Genomic DNA, 22935 nt, shown 5'->3' with positions numbered 1-22935 from the left:
GAGTTGTAAGGTTAAAAGAGGAAATGTAAGCCAAAGCTATGGCTAGGCATTTCTTTTTTTCTTATAATCATAGTATAGTCAAAGTGAGACGAGGAGGAAAAAACATGAAATTACTAGAAGTGAATAATTTGAAAAAAATATATGCAACAAGATTTGGTGGAAATCAAGTTCAAGCATTAAGTAATGTAACATTTTCAGTGGAAAAAGGTGAGTATGTAGCCATTATGGGAGAATCGGGTTCAGGGAAAACCACACTACTTAATATCCTGGCATCTTTAGATAAACCCACCAGTGGTGAGGTTTTACTGCAAGGTGAGAATATTGTAGCAATGAAAGAAAGTGAAATTACTGCATTTCGCAGAGACAATTTGGGTTTTGTATTTCAAGATTTCAATTTGCTTGATACGTTCTCTCTAAAGGATAATATATTTTTACCTCTTGTTTTATCTAGAAAGTCCTATGAGGAGATGGAAAAGAGATTAATACCTATTACCGGGAAGTTAGGTATACAAGATATATTGACAAAGTTTCCTTATGAGGTATCCGGTGGGCAAAAGCAAAGGGCGGCTGTTGCCAGAGCATTGATTACGGCACCGCAGCTTATTTTAGCTGATGAGCCAACAGGAGCACTTGATTCCAAAGCCACAGATCAACTTTTAAAACTGTTTTCGGAAATTAATAAGGATGGGCAAACGATTCTTATGGTTACCCATAGTACTAAGGCAGCAAGCCGCGCAGGAAGAGTGCTTTTTATTAAGGATGGAGAGATATTCCACCAGCTTTATAGAGGTTCAATGTCCAATGAGGAGATGTTTGAAAAAATCTCAAACACACTTACGGTTATTGCCACTGGAGGTGGAGTAAATGAGTAAACTATTTTACCCAAGGTTAGCAGTAATAAATATTGAGAAGAATAGTAAGACCTATTTTCCATTTATAGTTACCTGTATATGTACCATTATGATGTTTTATATGATGCATGCTATTTCAATAAATAAGGGGTTGGATGGTGCAAGTGGATCTGAAAGTCTAAAAATCATTCTCCGTTTGGGAACAATCGTAATAGGAATTTTTTCAGCCATATTTCTTTTTTACACAAATAGCTTTTTAATGAAAAGGCGTAAAAAAGAAATTGGACTGTATAATGTGTTAGGTCTTGAAAAAAAGCATATTGCTAAGGTGATGTTTTTTGAAAGTATTTTTACTTCCTTTGTCAGCCTAACAGCGGGACTCATTGGCGGGATTATTCTTAATAAACTTATGTTTCTTTTGCTTTTAAAGATACTTAGCTTTAAAGTGGCCTTTGGTTTTTCTATTTCAGTGCCATCTATAATAATAACTTTAATTGTTTTTATAGGTATTTTTTTTGTAACATTGTTATCAAACTTAGTTCAAATTAGAATACTAAAGCCTATTGAACTTTTAAAAGGGACGGAGCAAGGAGAAAAAGAGCCAAAAACTAAATGGATTATGACTATTATAGGAGTTATAACTCTTGGTGCTGGATATGGAATAGCATTGAAGGTACAATCACCACTTTCTGCTCTAAATTTGTTTTTCGTTGCAGTTATTTTAGTTATGATAGGAACCTATACCATTTTTACAGCAGGAAGTATTGCTGTGTTGAAGCTTCTTAGAAAGCATAAAAGGTTTTACTACAAAACAAACCATTTTATTGCCATCTCCGGTATGTTGTATAGAATGAAGCAGAATGCAGTGGGACTTGCGAATATCTGTATCTTAAGTACCGCAGTACTTGTGATGCTTTCCACTACAGTTTCTTTATATGTAGGAATGGAAGATGTTCTGAGAACTCGATTTCCAAGAAATTTAATAATAAGTGCTTCACAAATTAGTAAAAGCCAGGCACAAAAGCTAGATGAGATTTTAGAGGTTGAAACAAAAAATAGTAAAATAGGTATAAAGGACAAACTTAACTATTGGAATAATAGTTTTGCAACTACAAAAAAAGATGGTAGATTTTTATTGGCCAATGAATCTGGTTATAGTTCAAATATCTCAATGATAGTGCTTATGCCTATTTCGGATTATAACAGATTAGAAGGAAAGAATATTACCCTTGCTGATGACGAAGCAATCATTTTTTCAAAAGTAAAGAATTATGATAGGAATAACATTACCATTGATAACAAAACCTTTAAGATTAAAGAAGTATTAGATAAACCTGTAGCAGGAATGGAAGATCAGATGCAGGATATAGTAGATTCCTATGTACTGTTTGTAAATAATATAGATGCTATAGGAAAAAAAGGACATAAAGAATATACAATTGGATTTGATGTTCAAGGAACAGACAAGGACATTTTAGCACTATCTAAGGATTTGAATGAAAAATTTATGGAAAATAAGATAGAAGTCCATATGGATAGTGCTGCAGGTAGTAAAGAAGATTTCTTTATGGCATATGGTGGATTGTTCTTTTTAGGTATATTTTTAGGTACATTATTTTTAATGGCAACAATGCTGATTATTTACTATAAGCAGATCTCAGAAGGGTATGATGATAAGGAACGTTTTGAGATCATGCAAAAGGTAGGAATGAGCAAAAAAGAAATAAAGAAAACGATCAGAAGCCAAGTATTAATGGTGTTTTTTCTACCTCTTGTTTTTACAGTAATCCATATTGCTTTTGCATTTCCAATGATTACAAAGCTACTTGCCGTTCTAAATTTGAAAAATGTATCTTTATTTATGCTTTGTACTTTAATAACAATCCTTGTTTTCGCAGTAATTTATGCAGTTGTATTTTCTCTAACTGCAAGAGTATATTATAAAATTGTTGAATAAATTTTCAGCAATTTTAAGAATGATTAAGGCCATATCAAAAAGTAAGAAAATTGATATTAGATGGCTTATAAATTTAATAATTAACTGTAGGTAGCTTAAATAGCTACCTACAGTTAGTTATTTTTTATAGTCTAGTCTGTATATTAAAAAACTATTATGAGGAGTTTTATCATACAAATAAGGTACTTTTATTTCCTTTACAAGTATAAAGGGTGTATTGTTATCTAGAAAGTATATATAATCTTCGAATGAATAGTATAATATAATATCTACAGTTCTTTCATGTTCTTCCACAGAATTTAAAATGTTTCTTACAACCTTCATAAATATTTCTACAGAAAAAGGGTTAAAGAAGTAGAATTTATTATCTAATGGATTTATCTTATATTCTTCTGCAAAACAATTTAAGAAATTAATTTTGTCATTTTTTCTTTTATGTTTTTTAAAATAATCTTTTTTATTATCCATAGCTTCTTTGTAGAAAAAGGCACTCATTTCTATACCTGTAACAGTGGAGTCAAAAAAGTGATTTATATAAAAGTTAAATCTTCCTTTACCACATCCAAAATCAATTACACTATCTTTAGAAGTAAAATTATATTGCTTAGATAATAATTCTAATGCAGAATAGGATGTTGGTTCATATATGTTGTAGTGCCACAATTCATTAGTGGATTTTTGTTTCCCTGAGGTTTTGATACTCAATAATTTTTCGTAATATTTTTCGTCCATTGAAGTTCTCCTCTAGCTTTAAATTTTAGTAAGTTCAAATAACTAATTTAAAGTATATAATTTTGAAATGCATAGAGCAAGTAAGAATTCAAGTTTAATATACATTTACTTCATGCTATTATGTAGATTATAATATTACGTATACAAGGAGGTAATGATATGGATAACTTGATTGAAAATATAGAATTCTCAAAAGTACTCAATTTAAAAGATTTAATATCATATCAAAGAGGTCAGATTATAATCAAGACTATCGTCCAAACAGCTGCTACTAATATTACTATTTTTGCATTGGATAAAGGAGAAGGTATGACTACCAATGTGACTTCTGGACATGCTATAGTTCAAATATTAGATGGTACAGCTGAAGTTATGATAGGTAGCGATGTTTTTACTATTAAAGAAGGTGAAACAATAGTATTGCCTTACGATAAGCCTCATGGACTTGAAGCTATTGAAAGATTTAAAATGCTTTTAACGGTCATAAAACACTAAACAATCTGGGTACACAGATATACTAGTCTACTAATTTGTGCCATATTTTTCTTAATGTAGTTCAGTGCTGAAAACTGAACTACTCTTTTAGTTGAATATAAAAAATAAAATAACAAGAAAAGACTTCATATTATATTAACGGGTTTACTTTAGGCGTGCAAACAGGAAAAATACAATAACTTTTGAGTGCAAAATTGTAGTGATTTTAGCACTCTATTTATTTGTTCTAAGTCAAAGGGTTAAGGTTGTTTTACTTATAGCAAGGCGTACCTGAGGTCCGCCAAGGACCCCAGGGGCTGTTAACAAATTGTTAATAATTTGTTTTGCTATCAAAGTATACCCAACCAGGTACGGTCCATAAATATCTAGCAACATGATCGGTAAGTCCTGTATTCTCAGAGCCATCGAGCTTTACTTTGAATAAACCTGTTTGTTCAGGTATTCCACCAAACTCAGTAACAGTATAATAGATATAATCATTATATATGTTTATACTGCTAATAGTTCTTATAGTAAAAGTTATATAGTTGGTGGAAGTGGGGTTGTAAGCGATAAAATAGCATCACAGCTAAAAGGTAATACAAGACTTGGAGGGGCTAGCAGGTATAGCACAAATGCTGCTGTATTAAACCAGTTTGCTAACGAATTTAGTTACGACAAAGTTTATGTAGCTTCTGGCGAGAACTATCCAGATGCCTTAAGTGGAAGCGCTTTAGCAGCTTTAAGTAATTCTCCTTTGATTTTAGCAGGAACTTGGGTAAATCCTTCAGTAATGTCCTCAATAAAAGCTCAACATGAAAATTATAATAATGTGATAATTTTAGGTGGAACTGCAGTGGTTTCTGATGCAGTAGCAAGTAATATTGTAAGCGGAGTGGATACGATCGCTTCAGCGGCTATTAGAAATGAGTTTGAAAAAATAGGGTTTGTATTTAGTTCAGAAACAACTGCTTTATATGACAAAGATGGAATTACTATTGGGCTAGTAAATCAAGGTGAATATTGGCAGCTTGCTGTAAAGACTTGGGGAGAAGAGGAAGAGAGTTTATTTTATAGAGGAATGAGCATAATTCTAGGGCAAGATGCAGCTTGGAGCAGTTTAATCTATATTGACTACGCGCTAGATATGCCTGATTCCGTTCATACAACTGAATATGTTCGTACATTTGTCAGTGGTGATAAATTGGTTGTGCATATTTTTAATCCAAAGGAATAATAGAGTATAAATAAATACTAGATTAGCGTGTCCATTAAACCTGGGGCTGTTGCAAAATGAAATTTTGCAGTAGCTCCTTTACTTGCTCAAAGAAAGAAAAACTCTTTACTTTTATTCTACTAACACTACAAATAAAATTTTTAAATAAGTGGGGTTTAATCTATTCATATAAGTTATTAGACAAAAATATTAAATATTATTATGATATTAGTATAAAAGTTACATTAAGGCTCCTTGGTAAAGAGGTTAAGACGCCACCTCTCACGGTGGAACCAGGGGTTCGATTCCCCTAGGAGTCACCATTATGATTAGATATATTAACTTAGTGCAATGTGTAAGGAGCTGATATTTTGAATTATGATATATTGAAAGCTTTACCTCAAGAAGATAGGGAAAGATATTTAAGGGAGAAATTAGGTTCGGAAAAATGTGAGATTCTGGATAAGTATAACTTGCGTTCTAATTCTCGATTTTATTGGGAAAGGCATCAGGATAAATATCCAGTTCAAGAGTATTTTAGTAATAGATTTGCAATGAAATCCTCATCGTTAGGAATGATTTTTCATATAAATCATTTATGTTTTGCGAAAGTTAAGTATTTTGAAGATCACTGGGATGAATACATTCCCTGTAGATACGATTGTAAGAAGGGAATTATAGAAACCGAGCTTTATGATATGGAATTCATAAAACAAAAAAGTACGGGTATTGTAATAGATTTAAGAGAACTAGCAAGAATTCATTGGTTAAAGGATTTTAAAGATTTTTGTGCGTATTTAGAGAAGATGCAAGAAAATCAATTGAAAGCCATTTAAAGTTTTAATATGAAAGACAATTAGCAAGTGGGGCATTTAGCCCCACAAAGGTACCTGGCTCCTGTCAGATTTTGATAGAATACGTTAGATTATTATGACAAAATCTGAGGGGAACCAGGTACTTTTGTGTGAGGGAAACGAACACTTGCTTATGCCCTCAAGCTGCATTAGAGGGTATTACAATAAATCAAAAAAATGCAGACAAGTATGTGCGACTTCGACACCCGGTGGAGGATTTATACTACACATTTGTCAAACGTCATAGTTTTTATAGTAGAGTAAACATATCTATATAGAGTATAAATATATTAATGGGAGATAAACAGTGAATATAGGGATTATTGTTCTTTTGATAATTTTTGCCACAAGTCTAACATTCCAATGCCTCATTAAAAATACTATTACTATGACTATTATGATGGGGATAGTTGGGGGGAATTACTATATTGTACAAACCACAAAATTTAACACTCTTTGAGTATTTGTCAATGGGTGTTATCTTAGGGTTAGTTAATTCCATATTTTGGGGCGAAAACTAGAATAGGTATAACCAATTAAAGGAGAAAAGAATGATTCATTTAAATTATTTTACATTCCCCAATGAGAATATGGAATTAGATTTTATCATGGATGAAAAAAGAACATGCTATGATTCCTTTTATCCATTTAAGATACTATCAAAACATGGACTTGAAAGAATTGATTTTGAACCAGCCACCATTTTATATGGAGGAAATGGTTCAAAATCAACAGCATTAAATGTTATAGCAGAAAAAAAATGAAACCCTCGGCTAATTAATTAGTCGAGGGTTTTCCTTATATTTGCACTAACATAACAAAAATGTAACACTAATGAAATACACTTCAATTGATGATACCAATAAAATCCTATAAAATAAATTACATGAAGTAAATTTAACAAAAAAAGGGAGAGCTATAAATGAAAAACATATTGAGTGTAGAAAAAATTGAAAAATATTACGGTAGTAAAGATAATGTTACAAAGGCTATAGACAATATCAGTTTTAAAGTAGATGAGGGAGAGTTCGTCGGAATAATGGGACCCTCAGGAAGTGGTAAAACTACACTACTTAACTGCATATCAACTATTGATAATGTTACTACCGGGAAGATAATGATAAATAATAGTGATATTACCAGGTTAAAATCAAAAGAGTTAGATAAGTTTAGGCAAAATGAGTTAGGTTTTATATTTCAAGACTTTAACTTATTAGACACCCTTACAGCTTATGAGAATATTGCTTTAGCATTAACAATAAAAGGAGAGAAAAGTTCAGAAATAGATGAAAAAATAAAATCAGTAGCTGAATATTTAGAAATAGGACAAGTGTTGAATAAATATCCTTATCAGATGTCTGGTGGACAAAAGCAAAGAGTTGCTTCAGCAAGAGCAATAGTAACTAATCCATCCTTAGTGCTTGCGGATGAACCAACAGGGGCGCTGGATTCAAAATCTGCTAGAATATTGCTTGAAAGACTTGAAAGTCTAAACAAAGATCTGAATACCACTATACTTATGGTTACTCACGATTCTTTTACAGCAAGCTATGCTCATAGAATACTTTTTATTAAAGATGGAAGAATCTTTAGCGAGCTCATAAGAGGTAATGACACCAGAAAAGAATTCTTTAATAAAATTATAGAAGTTATAACTCTCCTTGGAGGTGATGATAACAATGTATTCTAAGATAGCTTTGAGCAATATAAAGAAAAGTTATAAGGATTATACTATATACTTCTTAACACTAATACTGGCTGTTTGTATATTTTATAGCTTCAACTCTATAGATTCACAAAAGGCACTTATTGATATGAAATCTTCAAATGCAAAGTACATATCTAAGATAACTGAACTTATGTCTGGTGTGTCAATATTTGTATCAATAATATTAGGTAGTTTAATATTATACGCAAATAACTTTTTAATAAAGAAACGTAAAAAAGAATTAGGAATATATATGACTTTAGGTATGGGGAAAAGAAAAATATCTAGAATTTTAGTAGCAGAGACCTCTATAGTGGGAGGTATATCTTTAATTGCTGGTCTTATATTAGGAATGGCAGCATCACAGGTTTTATCTGCTTTTACCTTAAAGTTATTTGATGTTTCCATGAATGAATATAGGTTCACTGTTTCAATAAGTGCTATAGGTAAGACTATATTATACTTTGGAATTATGTTTTTGCTTGTAATGATATTTAATGCATTTGTTATTTCTAAATACAAGATAATTGATTTACTGGCTGCAGATAGAAAAAATGAAAATATGAAATTTAAAAGTCCAGTTATATATTTATCATCCTTTCTGTTAAGTGCAGCATCACTAGTGCTTGCATATGGAACTATACTAAAGATAGGTATAGATACAAGAAATCCTATGTTTATGCCATCACTAATCCTTTCCATAGTGGGTACAGTATTATTCTTCTTTAGTTTATCTGGAGTTATATTATATATAGTAAATAATAATAAAAATGTATATTTAAAAGGATTAAATATATTTGTAGTAAAACAAATAAATAGCAAGGTTAATACAAATTTCCTATCAATGTCATTAATATGTTTAATGTTGTTTATTACAATACTTGTATTAGCTACAGGAATAAGTCTTAAGAAAAATTATGAAGTAGGGCTCGAAAAAATAACGCCCTTTGATGCCAGTTTGATAGTATATGGTGATGACAAAAATAGAGAAGATGCACTTAATAAAATTAATTTTAAAATAGGTAAAAATGAAAAATATGTAACTTATAATGAATATGAGTCAGTGGTAGAACTAAAGGATTTATTTAGAACCGGAGATAACATATTAAAACATTATGGGGCAAGCTTTGTAAAAATATCCGATTATAATAAAATGTTAAAGTTAAAGGGTGAAAAAGAAATAAATCTAAACAAGGATGAGGTTTTAATCTTATCGAATTATAATAAATTAGTTAAGCCAATTAATGAAGAGTTAAAAAATAGCAGTAAAGTTAATATTAAAGGAAAAGAATACATTGTTAAAAATAATAAGGCCATAGAGGGAAATCTGGATACTTTTATAGGATCAGATAATTATTGCACAATAGTTATAAATGATGAGTTTTTGCATGGTTGTAAAGTTTTTAAATCAGTAGTTAACATAATGTATTCAGATAAAAATAGAGAGGAAAACAATAAAAAGTATGAGGAAATTACCAAGAATTCTATTAACGGTAAGTATAAAAGCTTAAATATTCCACATATATATGCTTGTTCAAAGGATGATATTTATTCTCATGAAAAGGGGTCAACAACATCAATATTGTTTGTTGGAATATATTTAGGTATAGTATTTTTAATAACCAGCATGGCAGTACTGGCTCTTCAACAATTATCAGAAGCTAGTGATAGTATAGAAAGATATAAATCCTTAAAGAGAATTGGTGCAAACAAAAAAATGATAAACAAAACAATCTTTCTTCAAACCTTGATATATTTTAGTCTTCCAGTGATGCTTGCATTAATTCATTCAGTTATCGGTGTTGCAGTAGTTAATAAAGAGATAAGTAATTATAGCCAAATAGATATTAGATTTTCAGCTTTAATAACAGCTTTAATATTTGCTGTAGTCTATGCTGGGTATTTCTATACAACCTATACAGGATATAAAAATATAGTAAAAAATAGTATTTAGTTTTATAATTATTAAGGTTGTTAAATTTTGTTTTTCAAAGTTTAATGGCCTTATATTTATGGCAGGGGGAACATAATGAGGAAAATTATTATTATTGAAGATGATGAGGTTATAAGAGAAGAATTACAAAATTTTTTAACAAAGTATGGATATGAAGTAAAAGCTCCTATAGATCTTAGTAACGTAATAAAATATGTTGCAAATGAGAATGCAAGTCTTATATTACTGGACATTAATCTTCCGCTGTATGATGGTTATTATATATGCAGGGAAATACGCAAAACATCAGAGGTTCCAATTATAATAGTTACAAGCAGAGACAGCGAAGTAGATGAATTAATGAGTATGAATTTAGGTGCAGATGATTTTATAACCAAGCCTTATAATACAGAAATACTATTAGCCAGGATAACAAATATTTTAAAAAGAACCTATGGAAGCTTAAAAGCTACTACTATATTAAATTACAGAGATTTTAATTTAAATCTTTCAAATGCAACGGTTATTTATAAAGACAAGTCCTTAGAGTTAACTAAAAATGAGGTTAAGATACTTTCATGTTTAATAAATAATAAGGGGGATATAGTAAAAAGAGATTCACTTATGGAATACTTGTGGAAAGCAGATTATTTTGTAGATGACAGCACTTTAACTGTTAATATTAATAGATTAAGAAAAAAGCTTGAAGAGATAGGGATAGAAAACCCAATAGAAACACGAAGAGGGCTAGGGTATATTATGCCATGAGTATAGGGGAATTTATTAAAGATAAAACTGCCATAATACTATGCAATATGTTAATGTTTATTATACTGGCAGCTATAATGCTTGCTATTAATGTTAGCTTCATTATAATTGTATTTGTCTTTTGTATCTGGCTTTTTCCATTGGTTTCATATATGGCTTTAGAATTTATAAAATATAAAAATTATTATGATGAGATTAATAGCATATTAGACAAATTGGACAAGAAATATCTACTTCCAGAGATGATAAAGGAAGGAAACTTTATACAGGGAGAAAAACTAAACTGTATTCTTAAAGAAACAAGCAGAGATATGCATGAGCATGTGAAATATTATAAAGATATGCAGTCAGATTATAGAGAATACATAGAGACTTGGGTCCATGAAATTAAAACACCAATAGCTTCTGCAAAGCTAGTAATTGCAAATAATCAAAATGAAGTAACTAATAAAATAGATTTCCAGATAGATAGAATTGAGGGATTTGTAGAACAGGTGCTTTATTATTCTCGAAGTAATAATGCTTATAAAGACTATATTATAAAACAAATTAATCTTGATAATGTAGTAAGAAATGTTGTGAAAAGAAGTTATAGAGATTTTATTCATAAGAAAATAAAATTAGATATAAAAGATATTAACGAAATTGTATATAGTGATGGAAAATGGACTGAATTTATTATAAATCAGATAATCGGAAACTCTATAAAATATTCAAGTAATAAAGAGCCAATGATAAATATATGTTCAGTTAAGAAAGCTAATTCAGTAATGTTAATTATAGAGGATAATGGAGTAGGTATAATAGAGAAAGATATAAATAGAGTCTTTGAAAAAGGCTTCACTGGTGAGAATGGAAGGAGATTTAGCAAAAGTACAGGAATGGGTTTGTATCTATGTAAAAAGCTTTGTTCAAAATTGGGATTGAAAATTAGTATTGATTCTGAGGGTAATAAAGGAACTAAAGTTACATTAATATTTCCTTTGTCATGTATGGCAACTTTTACAGATGATTAAGGATATATTAATTATTTATAGGAGATGAGTTTCTAATGTCATTAAAGATTAAAGTATATTCAGATTGTGTTTGCCCATTTTGTTTTCTAGCTAAGTTTCCTTGATATAAATAAAAGATTTACTATAGTATTAGAAGACTAATCGTCAAAAGAGAACTAGAAATTTTAATCAATTTCTACGTTCTCTTTTAAATTTGTACTAGCACAGAACTTAATTTTATTTCTTGAAATTTAAACTGAACCATAATATTATAACTTACTATAAAAGAATATATCTGCATAAGTATTTTAAGCTAATATATTCATTTGTTTCTTTATGCAAAGAAGCTTATAGGTAGAGAAAATGTAAAATAAAGCAATTTGGTAATATGTCAAGAACAAAATGAAAAGAAAATCAAATGATTTCTTTAAAAATGGGTAACCTTAATAAACATACAGTCCAATGAGAAAGTATGTTCGTATAATTTATATAGATTAATCTACTCTATTTGAAGAGTAGAGCTGATTTTTAGCCAGCAATCCAAAAATCATACGAATAAGTTTACGAGATGTTAGCGCGAGTGCTCGTTTGTGCTGATGTGTAGTTACTTCAGCAAATTTCTTCTGATAGAACTCTTGATATTCAGGAATATGGCAAACAACACTTCCTGCAGCTTCTATGAGATAATAGCGTAAATAACGGTTACCAGCTTTGTTCATAGGTGTATTTTCAGCTTTAAAACCTCCAGATTGATTTTCTTTCCACACGATGCCAGCGTATTTAGCAATAGCATCATTACTAGGAAATGCATGCACACTTCCTAATTCAGCAAGAATGCCACTGGAGTAAACAGGGCCAAAACCAGGAATAGACATTAATATTTTGTATTCCACAGGATTCATTCCCATAACAGCTTTTTCAATGGCTTTGTTAATACCTTTAAGTTCTTTATCAAAAGCCTGAATACAGTTGAAAGAACAAGCAATAGAGGTTGTTAATGGCTCATACAAACATTTATCAAGACGGTATGAATTACGTGCAGCTTGCTGCAAAATTTCAGCAGTCATCTGAGGATTAGAAATCCTTTTCCGACTTTTTCTATTGACGAAGTCAACAAGTTCTTCAATTGATGTATTTGCAATATCTTCGGAAGATAGAAATTCAGTAAGTATTGAAGATGCGGTAGCACCGTATTTATTAGAAAAAGGATGATCTTCTCCCTGTAATAATGCAAATTCGCTGAACTTAAGAAATACATTGGATAACATGTAAGTTTTTTCTCTAGTTAAGCATTCAACAATATGAAGTCTGTGCCTTGTAAGTCTTTGCAGAGCAAGATATTGAGAACCACGCCAAGGTTCAATATGAATTCTGCCAACTCTTGCAAAGTCAGCAATAACAAAAGAGTCAATGCCATCATTTTTATCAAGAGAATTAAAGGATTCTTTGTAGTTAGCAACTTCCTTAGGATTCAAGCAGTAAACATAAGGTTTGTAAGTCATAAGTTTTTCACTAGCAGATAAAAAATTGGCTATATGTACTCCATAAAAGGAAGTAGATTCTAAGCCGATTATAACAGCTTTAAAAGTATTGTTTTCTAAAACCTTAACAAGCATGGATTCAAGTTGCTCTGCACCAAATTGCGTATTAGGAACAGGTTTCATCTTAATCAAGAATTCCTGTTCAAAATTAATAGCAGAGACAACATTTTGTCTCGCACCAATATCGATACCAACAAATAGAGTTGATAAGTAATCTAATTTCTTCATGAAATCACCACCTTTCAAAAATAATGAGGAAATTAGAAAGGATTATCCTAATCCAAAGTACTAACTGCAACCTCGCGTAATTAGCATTCATCCAGACGCAAAACCTTGCTGGTGGCTGCGAAAGGAGATGCAACATTTGTGTAAGCAGAATATGATACTTTGGTCAGGCTGCAAGCTTTACAGGCAATAACACAATGTGTTTTGCAGGAGGAATACAGCAGTAACCTTCGCTAAAGTTCCGTTATGACTATTTTAGCATTAGAAAATCCTTTAATAAATAGTAGGTTAAAACAGTATAGATCGGAAAGTATAAGAATCAGCAATACTGAATTGGGAGAATCCCCACTAGAAAAATTGAGATGCTTTCTTAATCTATACAAAATATAAAAAATAAATAAGTTTATAGGCAGTAAATAACTGCTATAAACTTATTATACGAGGAGGATATTTTATGTCAAAAGAAAATATAATGCATACATATGGAAGATTTGACGTGACATTTGAAAATGGGATGGGCTCAAGACTATTTGATACAAAGGGTAAAGAATATATAGACTTCGTATCAGGGGTTGCTGTAAATTGTCTAGGTCACAGCCACCCTGCAATCATAAATGCTATTAATGAGCAAAGCAAAAAACTTATCCATATATCAAATTATTATTGGAACACACAGCATTCCGTTTTAGCTGAAAAACTATGTAATTATAGTGATCACAACAGTGTTTTTTTCTGTAACAGCGGAACGGAAGCAATAGAAGGCGCTATAAAGATAGCTAGAAAATATGGAAAAATAAAAGGCAGTGCTGACAAAAATATAATAATATATATGAAAAATTCATTCCATGGTAGAACTATGGGGGCGTTAGCAGTAACTGGGCAGGGAAAGTATCAGAAAGACTTTGTACCATTAATGGGTGGGGCAAGGAATGTAAATATTAATGATATTGAAGAGCTGAGAAGTATTTTCAATGAAAATGTATGTGCAGTAATTATTGAGCCAATACAAGGAGAAGGTGGAATAAATAGTGCCTCAATAGAATATCTAAGAGAATGTCGTGCACTATGTGATAAACATAATGCTTTATTGATATTTGATGAAGTTCAATGCGGTATAGGTAGATTAGGAACTTTATTTGCTTATAAGAAATTTGAAGTAATACCTGACCTCATTTGTCTTGCAAAAGCATTAGCTGGAGGATTACCTATAGGTGCCATAGTGGCAAATGAAAGAGCTTCAATACTTCAGCCCGGTGATCATGGCAGTACCTTTGGAGGAAATCCTTTGGTTTGCGCTGTTGCTAATGCAGTAATTGATGAACTTACAGTTGGAGGCGTTATATCATCTATAGAAGAAAAAAGTAAGTATTTTGTAAATAGGCTTAATGAGATAAATGGCAAGTTAAAGTTTATAAATGAAATAAGGGGATCAGGTTTATTATTAGGACTTAAGATTAACATTGATGTCAAAACCTTCATTAACAAATGTTTTGAAAAAGGACTTCTTGTAGTAAGTGCAGGGCCAGAAGTAGTAAGACTTCTACCACCACTTAATGTTACTGTTGAAGAAATAGATAATGTAGTCAATATTTTTGAAGCAGTTGCTTCAGAATTGTGCTAGTATGTAAGACTAAGGAGGAGAATATGAATAAGCTATACTTTATATACAACAATAACAAGGAACTATTAATTAAGGTGGAAGATGGAGATATATTGATTCCCAATGAAGATAATATAAAAAGCTTAAATATGAGTTTAAGTAGCTTAGACCTTTTGATTTCAAAGGATAATCAGGAATTTCTATTTGCAGAAACACATGATGTTACAAATGTATCTTCGCCTTTCCAATTTCTCAAGCTACAATCACTGTTGGGATTGCTTGATGAAGTTACTTTTAATTTGGCTGCAAAAGCCTATCACCTTATTGGTTGGAATAATACATATAAGTACTGTAGTAAATGCAGTACTTTGCTTAAAGATAAGGAGGATGAAAGAGTAAAAATTTGTCCTAGCTGTGGTTTTCTTAACTTTCCTAAGATATCTCCTGCTATAATAACAGCTGTTATTAAAGATAAAAAACTATTACTGGCGAAGCATGCTGTTTTTCCAAAAGAAAGATATAGTGTAATTGCAGGATTTGTGGAACCAGGTGAAACTTTCGAAGACTGTATCTCTAGAGAGGTTTTTGAGGAAACTGGTATAAGGATAAAAAACATAAAATATTTTGGAAGTCAACCTTGGCCTTTTCCTGATTCTCTAATGATAGCATTTATATGCCAGTATGAAAGTGGAGAAATAAAAGTTGACGGCAATGAAATTATTGATGCTTCATGGTACAGCGTGGATAAGTTGCCTGAAAACATTGCCTTAAAAGGTACTATAGCAAGAAAACTTATAGATTTGTGTATTAATGAATATGAAGTGAAACTTGAATCAGATGGGGTAGTCATCGGTTAAATGATTGTTACTTAGTATATAGCAAGGTGCTGTCCTCAAAATAGAGTTGAATGTACGAACAATGTTCGATGATAGCTGAATAATACGATGTTTTAAAAAACAATATGTTTACTATATTATACAAAAATGGTAGTATACTTATATAAAAGATATGTCATATAGCCATAAAGGTTAAATCATGATTGTAGAAAGCTTAAAATTATGATAGAAAATATAGGAGGGTCCGAGATGAGGAAACAATTTATACCTTTAGCTATAGTGCTAGTGATTGCTATGTGTATAATTTCGGCATATACCGGAGAAAAAGAAATTATTTTCCCGGAAATTTCGGCTCTTGCTATTGGTGCTTGGGTTATGGAAAAGTCAGCTTGGGGAAACAAAAATCTACATTTTTGGCTATCTCCAACTATTGCGGCTGTGACCGGATTGGTCATAACTAGATTTTTGCCATACTCGCCCTTTCTCATGATTGCCGGAGCCTTTGTCCTTGTTGTTCTGCAGTTGAAGATTATAGGCTCAGAAGTGACTCCGTCCTTTTCAGCGGCAATTCTTCCAATTCTAACTCATACTCAAAGCTGGTATTACCCTTTGTCTGTATGCATACTTACAGGAATAATTGTCTGTGGCAAAAAATTAATAGATAATTCTTACAAAGAAAAGGGGACAAGTATTGGAATCCTGAAGAGTTTTAAAGAAAGAGAAAAAATTAACCTCACCCAGGAGGAATTGATAGTCTGGGTTAAGTTATTAACGAGTATCATGCTTGTTTCAGCAGTTGCTTTATATTTCCATTGGGACTACATTATTGCTCCACCTTTGATAGTTGCTTTTGTAGAACTTGCGAAACCAAAGGGGAAACTACATTCTAAGACTGGGCTAGTTTTTATATCACTGGTGCTTGCGGCTTTTTCGGGAGTTTTATGGTTATACCTCATATATTACTTATTACATTGGCCAGTTTGGATTTCAGCTGGTTTGTCTATGTTCTGTATTTTTCTTATTTTCCATTTTCTACGATTTGTATTGCCGCCTGCAGCAGCTATTACTTTGTTGCCAATAATTATACCATTTAAGAATTTATGTATGTATCCATGGCAGGTTTTAGTTGGTAGTGCTATATTTTTACTGATTAATTTATCTTGGTTTAAAAAACTACCAGTATCTAAATTTTTATTTATCCGATGACTACCCGCTCTAATACTCCTATCTTCTGCAAAGTGGGAGTAAAGAGCAGTTACGTCCCTGGATTCGTTCAACTAAGAATCAGGTGGGGTTTGAAACCCCATCTGATTCAAGTTTCCACTTCATTAAACATTTGAATAGAAAATCGAGTAGGAGCTAATAATTATTCTATTAACCGTTAGAACTGCAGTAAAATTGTAGTATGAATGCTTGATTAAAGCTGTAGGCGAACTTAATGCTAAGTTCACCTACAGCTTTAAATATTTTTCAATAGTATTAAGAACTATAGGTATACCTCTTTTAATTTTATCCTCATTTACTTTACTAATGCTTATTCTGAAGTAATGATCGTTTTTATATTCTTTTAGGAAGCACATGTTGGTATTTAACAATTCTATATTGTCATTTTGCAGCGAACTTATCACTTTATCATATTGAAGATTGCCATCTACATATATACAGGAAAAATATCCGGATTTAGGAACGTTCCATTTTATATTAGGATGAGTGAAGGAGGATATGGTATCTTTTAAATAAAGCATTCTATCACAATACAATTTACTCATTTTTTTTCTATGAATGTCAAACATACCACTTTTTAAATAAATCTCTAGAGCACCTTGAGATAGTGTTGGGCTATTCATATCTGTCCATTTTTTATAATCTAAGAAAGTATTCATTAGCAATTTAGGCAATATAAGTGCTGCAACTCTTAAACCAGGCATAAGAATTTTAGAATAACTTTTTAAATAGATAACTTTTTGTGAAGTATCATAACTGAATAATGGATCATTTTTTTTATTTATTTCTAGGTCTGCGACAATATCATCTTCTACTATATAAACATTATACTTTTCTGCCATTTTGGCTATTGATTCCTTTTCTTGCCTATTATAAGAATTCCCCGTTGGATTATGAAATCTAGGAATAGTATAAAAAAATTTAATATTTCCGTATTTAAACATATTTTCTAATGCATCTAGGTTTATTCCGTCAAGGCCTCTTTCAATTCCTAATGCAGATATATTGTTTAATTCTAAAGATTTTATCATTCCATAATAAGTAGGCTGCTCAACAAGTATATTAGACTTATTATTTGGAAAGGGCATAGTTGATAAAATGTTTAATGCTTGCTGAGAACTTGAAGTTATAACGATGTTATCTGGTTTTGTAAATATTTGATATTGCTGCAGATGCTTTGCTAATGCCCTTATTAAAGAGTTTAATCCACGGGGATCTGAATAATTAAATAGAGTTTCTTTATATAATTCTATAGACTTATTTAAACAATGCTGAAAATCTTTATAGGGAAAAGTTTCAACATCTGGAACTCCTGATGAAAAATCAATAATGGAATTTTCAGAGGAAGTATTTTCGCGAAAATCTTCTAATAGGTAATAGCCGCTTTTAGGGGATGAATAAATAATATGCTCCTTTTCAAGTTTATCATAAGCTTTTAATACTGTACCAATGCTGCAATTGAATAATTGGGACATATCTCTAATAGAAGGTAATCTTTTTTTATAGGTAAAATTTCCTTTTGAAATTTCATTTTTAATGTATTCAATAATTTCTTCATATCTTAACAATTTACGTAGCTCCTTTAGTTCTGTAATAGCACAGATGGTGATTTTATTTCTTGATATCTAAATTATACTATAATAACATTAAAGTGTAATCAAACTTTTTCTATAGGAAAGTTCTATTATTATTTAGTATTGGATGGTGTTAACTATGAATACAAAATTAATTGAAAAAGCTGAAAAAGAGCACACTTTGAGTAAATTGCAATTAGTGACTCTTCTTAAAGATAGCAGCATAGATAATGAACTTTTTGCAGCAGCTGATAGAGTTAGAAAGAGGTATGTAGGAGAAGAAGTTCACTTAAGGGGAATTATTGAATTCTCAAATGTATGTAAACGAGACTGTTTATACTGTGGATTAAGAGCATCTAATAAAAACCTAAAAAGATATAGATTAATGCCAGATGAAATAATATATTTAGCCAACAAAGCAGTAGAATACGGATATAAAAGTATTGTTTTACAGTCTGGAGAAGATGAATATTATACTGTTCCTATTCTTAGACATATGATATCCAGTATAAAGAAGCTTGGAGTAGCTGTTAGCTTAAGTTTAGGTGAAAAAACTTTTAAGGAGTACAAGGCTTATAGGGAAGCGGGAGCAGATAGGTATTTAATGAGAATAGAAACTACAGATAAAAAACTGTATGAAGCTTTAGATCCTGGTATGAGTTATGAAAATAGAAAAAGATGTCTTAGAAATCTTAAATCACTAGGGTATGAGGTTGGTACAGGTAACTTAGTAGGATTGCCTAACCAAACCATAGAATCCTTGGCAGATGACATATTATTTTTTAAGGATATAGATGCAGATATGATAGGTTTGGGACCATTTATTCCGAATAGGGATACGCCCTTAAAGGAGTTCAAAGCAGATAACTTTACAATGAGCATAAAGACTATGGCTTTAGTAAGACTTCTACTACCAGATGCTAACATACCTGCTACAACAGCTATGGAGTCCTTAAATAGAAATGGAAGAATAATTGCACTTACAAGCGGTGCAAATGTGGTTATGCCAAATATAACTGAAGGAGAGTATAGAAAGCTGTATGCACTTTATCCAGGAAAAATATGTGTTAATGACACTCCTGGCCATTGCTGGAATTGTATTTCAGGCAAAATAAGGTCTATAGGAAGAATGGTTTCAGGAACTAGAGGCGGAAGAATAAAAAGACTAGAACATAATTTTTAATTATTTATCCCCCCTCATATGGGGAGATGATAATTCAGGCTTATAATATAAAAAATCAAATATATAAATTATATTAAATGAGAGGAATTAAATGATGATAGAAATTACAGAAGAAATTTTAAAAAGTGTTGAAGAATTTAAAAATAACTTACAACAGTATAATGAAGGTAAGATTGATAATTTAAAATCCTTCAGTTCAATTATGGGAATCTACAAAGAAAGGCTGAATGATACATATATGGTAAGACCAAGAATTCCTGGTGGAGTTATAACAATAGATCAATTGAAGGCAATAAGTGAAATTGCTAAAAAGTATGCTGAAGGTAAGATAAGATTTACTACAAGACAAGATATCCAATTTCATTCAGTAAAAATCCAGTATTTAAGCAATGTGTTGGACTCTTTGATAAAGTGTGGATTAACTACAAAAGCAGCTGGTGGAGATGGTGTAAGAAATGTTGCATGCTCACCGCTTTCTGGAGTAGCACGTGATGAAGTTTTCGATGTTACTCCGTATATGAAGGAAGTCGCAAATCATATGATGAAAGATCCTGCTAATCTTAAACTTCCAAGAAAATATAAAATAGCTTTTTCAAATAGTACAGAGGATACAGTAAATGCTACAGTAACCGATATAGGTTTTATAGCAAAAATAGTTGATGGAAAAAGAGGATTTGAAGTATATGGAGCCGGTGGATTAGGCGGCGGCTCTAGAGTAGGCTTAAAGCTTGAGGACTTTATAGAGGATACAGAAGCATTATATTATGTACAAGCTATGAAACAAGTTTTCGAAAGAGAAGGGGACAGAACTAATAGGCATAAGGCTAGACTAAGATTTGTTGTTCAAAGATTGGGTGAAGAAAAGTTTACTGAGATGTTCAAAAATGAACTAGAGAAAGTAAAAGTTGAGCAGGATTTGAAGATTAAAATAGATTTAGAAGAAGAAAATATACAGAATACAATGGAAAGTAATAAACCACTTTGGGAAAAGAAGTACGAAAATATAATATATGAACAAAAGCAGTCAGGGTATTATTCTTTGTATATTCATCCTCAAAATGGAAATATGCACACTAATGATTTAGATAAAGTATTAGATTTTATAGCAAGTTTAAATTATAAAATATCCATAAGATTAACTATGACTCAAGGTTTTTATGTTAGGGACTTAAAAGCAAAAGATGTACAGGCTTTAATTGATATAACATCTAAATTTTCATCTATATTTAATATAGATAACTCTGTAACCTGTGCAGGTCCTAAAATTTGTAACTTTGGTATTAATAATTCTCAAGAATTACTAAACAATATAATTGAGGCTTTTAAAGATAAAAATGATGATGTAAGAAGTGCATTACCAAGAATACTTATATCAGGATGTCCTAACTCCTGTGCACAACCTCAAAAGGGACTTATCGGACTTATAGGGAAGAAAAGACGCACGGATAGTGGACTAGTTCCTGTATATTCAGTGTCTTTCAATGGAAGAGTAGGTGCTGGTGGTGCGAAGTTTGGAGAAGTTTACGGAGAGATTCCTGCTAAGAAGATGACTAAATTCTTTTTGAAGTTAGCAGAGATAAAAGTAAATTCAGGTTATATAGATTTTGTTGAATTCATAGAAAAGAAGGAAGCAGAAGTAAGAGAATTAGTTGACCAGTATTCTTTAATAGAGAGCTTTACCGAAAATTCAGATCTATATTCTGATTTTTAATAAATTTGTTATTGTGAAAATTAAATTAAGAGCAAGGGGATAAAATTATAATATCAAGCTACAATAAATTGAAAGAGTATCATTGATTGAATTGATACTCTTTTTACCTATTTAGAAATCAAAGCCCTGTTTTTTATCAGTTAAATATTTTTGTATAGTATCTAACACTATAGGAATACCTTTCTTAATTTTTTCTTCATTTGTTTTGCTTATACTAATTCTAAAATAATTATTAGTTCTATATTCTCTCAAAAAACAGGTGCTTGTATCTAATAATTTTATGTTTTTATTTGATAATGCACTCATTATTTTGTCATACCGCAATTTATTATCTACATATATACAGGCGAAATATCCAGACTTAGGTATATTCCATCTTATCTTAGGGTGTTTAAGTGATGAAACAGTATTTTTTAAACAAATCATTCTATCAGAATATAATTTGCTTATTTTTTTTCTATGTTTTTCAAGCATACCACTTTTTAAGTAGATTTCTAGAGCACCCTGAGATAATATTGGACTGCTCATATCTATCCATTTTTTATATTCTAAAAAAGTATTTATGAGTAGCTTAGGTAATATAACTGCCGCAATTCTTAAACCAGGTACAAGAATTTTAGAGTAGCTTTTTAAGTAAATAACTCTTGAAGCGGTATCATAAGAGAACATTGGATCAGATTTTTTATCAAGTTCTAAATCTGCCATAATATCATCTTCTACAATATATACATTGTATTTTTCTGCCAATTTTACAATTGCTTCTTTTTCTTGTCTAGTATAGGAGTTACCTGTTGGGTTGTGAAATCTGGGAATAGTATAAAAAAATTTAATATTTCCATATTTGAATAATTTTTCTAATTCATGAAGATTTATTCCATTAAAGTTTCTTTCAATTCCTAATGTAGAAACGCTATTTAATTCTAAAGATTTAATTATTCCATAGTAGGTTGGTTGCTCGACCAGGACCTTAGAGTTTCCATTTGGGAATGGCATAGTTGATAAAATACTTAGAGCTTGTTGAGATCCTGTGGTTACAACAATGTTATCTGGATTAGTAAATATCTGATATTCGTTTAGATGTCTAGCTAAGACCTGTATCAATGAATCTAATCCACGTGGGTCACAATAAGTAAAAAGATTTTCTTTATACAGTTCGATAGCATTGTTTAAGCAATGTTGAAATTTTTTATAAGGTAAAGTGTTAACATCAGGAGCTGCTGAAGAAAAATCAATTAAGGTATCTTCACAAAAAGTGGTATTAGAAAAATCACTTTCTAACACATAATATCCGCTTGTTGACAGTGAATAAATAATATGCTCCTTTTCAAGTTCATTATAGGCTTTTAAAACTGTACCAACGCTGCAATTAAATAATTCGGATATTATTCTAAGTGAAGGCAACTTTTTATTTGCAGCAAGGTTTCCATTTGAAATCTCATTTTTAATATATTGAATAATTAATTGATATTTTAGCAATTTAAACATCTCCCGTATTTTTGTACTATAACAATTTAAGATTTTGTTCGTTGATACTTCGATTATACTATAATAAT

General features: G+C 31.0%; 18 protein-coding genes, 1 tRNA gene and 2 pseudogenes. 16 read left to right on the top strand and 5 right to left on the bottom strand.

Going from position 1 to position 22935, the window contains the following annotated elements; translation table 11 throughout:
* Positions 1-104: 104 nt before the first annotated feature.
* Both CLMAG_RS14645 and CLMAG_RS14640 read left to right on the top strand, forming a co-directional pair.
* Positions 105-872, top strand: coding sequence for an ABC transporter ATP-binding protein (locus tag CLMAG_RS14645; protein ID WP_066623852.1), 768 nt, complete (start codon positions 105-107; stop codon positions 870-872).
* Complete coding sequence (locus CLMAG_RS14640; protein ID WP_066623850.1) at positions 865-2808, top strand: ABC transporter permease; 1944 nt, start codon at positions 865-867, stop codon at positions 2806-2808. Before CLMAG_RS14645 ends, CLMAG_RS14640 begins: the two co-directional genes overlap by 8 nt.
* 117 nt (positions 2809-2925) lie before the next feature.
* On the opposite strand, the gene CLMAG_RS14635 is transcribed toward CLMAG_RS14640, so the two are convergent.
* Positions 2926-3540 carry a class I SAM-dependent methyltransferase gene (locus tag CLMAG_RS14635; RefSeq protein ID WP_066623848.1) on the bottom strand — a complete coding sequence of 205 codons (615 nt, stop codon included), beginning with the start codon at positions 3538-3540 and terminating at the stop codon, positions 2926-2928.
* 159 nt (positions 3541-3699) lie between these two features.
* Between CLMAG_RS14635 and CLMAG_RS14630 the strand changes: the two genes are divergently transcribed.
* Positions 3700-4035, top strand: a complete 336-nt coding sequence (locus CLMAG_RS14630) for a cupin domain-containing protein (protein ID WP_066623845.1) — start codon at positions 3700-3702, stop codon at positions 4033-4035.
* A gap of 310 nt (positions 4036-4345) precedes the next feature.
* Here the strand turns inward: CLMAG_RS14630 and CLMAG_RS34990 are convergent, their stop codons facing one another.
* On the bottom strand, positions 4346-4507 hold the full coding sequence (locus CLMAG_RS34990; RefSeq protein ID WP_423231080.1) for a hypothetical protein: 162 nt from the start codon (positions 4505-4507) through the stop codon (positions 4346-4348).
* Positions 4508-4546: 39 nt separating this feature from the next.
* On the opposite strand from CLMAG_RS34990, the pseudogene CLMAG_RS34735 reads away from it, so the two are divergent.
* The 8 genes and pseudogenes from CLMAG_RS34735 to CLMAG_RS14590 form a co-directional block, all read left to right on the top strand.
* A pseudogene (locus tag CLMAG_RS34735) lies at positions 4547-4912 on the top strand (cell wall-binding repeat-containing protein); the annotation flags it as partial.
* A 567-nt stretch (positions 4913-5479) separates the two neighbouring features.
* A tRNA-OTHER gene (locus tag CLMAG_RS14620) sits at positions 5480-5553 on the top strand.
* A 48-nt stretch (positions 5554-5601) separates the two neighbouring features.
* The gene (locus CLMAG_RS14615; RefSeq protein ID WP_066623834.1) at positions 5602-6066 is read left to right on the top strand and encodes a hypothetical protein; all 465 of its coding nucleotides are present in this window, start codon (positions 5602-5604) and stop codon (positions 6064-6066) included.
* A 569-nt stretch (positions 6067-6635) separates the two neighbouring features.
* Positions 6636-6842: pseudogene (locus tag CLMAG_RS14610) on the top strand (AAA family ATPase); the annotation flags it as partial.
* A gap of 164 nt (positions 6843-7006) precedes the next feature.
* Positions 7007-7774: an ABC transporter ATP-binding protein gene (locus CLMAG_RS14605; protein ID WP_066623829.1), complete on the top strand. Its 768-nt coding sequence runs from the start codon at positions 7007-7009 to the stop codon at positions 7772-7774.
* Positions 7764-9746 carry an FtsX-like permease family protein gene (locus tag CLMAG_RS14600; protein WP_066623827.1) on the top strand — a complete coding sequence of 661 codons (1983 nt, stop codon included), beginning with the start codon at positions 7764-7766 and terminating at the stop codon, positions 9744-9746. Before CLMAG_RS14605 ends, CLMAG_RS14600 begins: the two co-directional genes overlap by 11 nt.
* 75 nt (positions 9747-9821) lie before the next feature.
* The gene (locus CLMAG_RS14595) at positions 9822-10493 is read left to right on the top strand and encodes a response regulator transcription factor (RefSeq protein ID WP_066623825.1); all 672 of its coding nucleotides are present in this window, start codon (positions 9822-9824) and stop codon (positions 10491-10493) included.
* Entirely contained in the window at positions 10490-11509 is a 1020-nt protein-coding gene (locus CLMAG_RS14590; protein WP_066623822.1) for a sensor histidine kinase, read from the top strand. The genes CLMAG_RS14595 and CLMAG_RS14590 overlap by 4 nt, the downstream gene beginning before the upstream one ends.
* Positions 11510-11982: 473 nt before the next feature.
* On the opposite strand, the gene CLMAG_RS14585 is transcribed toward CLMAG_RS14590, so the two are convergent.
* On the bottom strand, positions 11983-13257 hold the full coding sequence (locus CLMAG_RS14585) for an IS110 family RNA-guided transposase (RefSeq protein ID WP_066616512.1): 1275 nt from the start codon (positions 13255-13257) through the stop codon (positions 11983-11985).
* Between the two features lie 451 nt (positions 13258-13708).
* Between CLMAG_RS14585 and CLMAG_RS14580 the strand changes: the two genes are divergently transcribed.
* From CLMAG_RS14580 to CLMAG_RS14570, 3 genes are all read left to right on the top strand, one after another.
* Positions 13709-14875, top strand: a complete 1167-nt coding sequence (locus CLMAG_RS14580) for an aspartate aminotransferase family protein (protein WP_066623820.1) — start codon at positions 13709-13711, stop codon at positions 14873-14875.
* A 23-nt stretch (positions 14876-14898) separates the two neighbouring features.
* On the top strand, positions 14899-15711 hold the full coding sequence (gene nudC / locus CLMAG_RS14575) for an NAD(+) diphosphatase (protein WP_066623817.1): 813 nt from the start codon (positions 14899-14901) through the stop codon (positions 15709-15711).
* A gap of 228 nt (positions 15712-15939) precedes the next feature.
* Positions 15940-16896, top strand: a complete 957-nt coding sequence (locus tag CLMAG_RS14570) for an HPP family protein (protein WP_066623814.1) — start codon at positions 15940-15942, stop codon at positions 16894-16896.
* Positions 16897-17141: 245 nt separating this feature from the next.
* Here CLMAG_RS14570 and CLMAG_RS14565 read toward each other — a convergent pair whose 3' ends face one another.
* Positions 17142-18482 carry an aminotransferase-like domain-containing protein gene (locus CLMAG_RS14565; protein ID WP_066623811.1) on the bottom strand — a complete coding sequence of 447 codons (1341 nt, stop codon included), beginning with the start codon at positions 18480-18482 and terminating at the stop codon, positions 17142-17144.
* Positions 18483-18627: 145 nt separating this feature from the next.
* On the opposite strand from CLMAG_RS14565, the gene hydE reads away from it, so the two are divergent.
* Complete coding sequence (gene hydE, locus CLMAG_RS14560) at positions 18628-19671, top strand: [FeFe] hydrogenase H-cluster radical SAM maturase HydE (protein ID WP_066623808.1); 1044 nt, start codon at positions 18628-18630, stop codon at positions 19669-19671.
* 91 nt (positions 19672-19762) lie between these two features.
* Entirely contained in the window at positions 19763-21382 is a 1620-nt protein-coding gene (locus CLMAG_RS14555) for a nitrite/sulfite reductase (protein WP_242873039.1), read from the top strand.
* 111 nt (positions 21383-21493) lie between these two features.
* Here the strand turns inward: CLMAG_RS14555 and CLMAG_RS14550 are convergent, their stop codons facing one another.
* Positions 21494-22858: an aminotransferase-like domain-containing protein gene (locus tag CLMAG_RS14550; protein ID WP_066623805.1), complete on the bottom strand. Its 1365-nt coding sequence runs from the start codon at positions 22856-22858 to the stop codon at positions 21494-21496.
* Between the last annotated feature and the right edge of the window lie 77 nt (positions 22859-22935).

It is taken from the genome of Clostridium magnum DSM 2767, from assembly GCF_001623875.1.
GTDB lineage: Bacteria > Bacillota > Clostridia > Clostridiales > Clostridiaceae > Clostridium_AM > Clostridium_AM magnum.
This window is presented reverse-complemented; position numbering and strand designations above follow the sequence as displayed.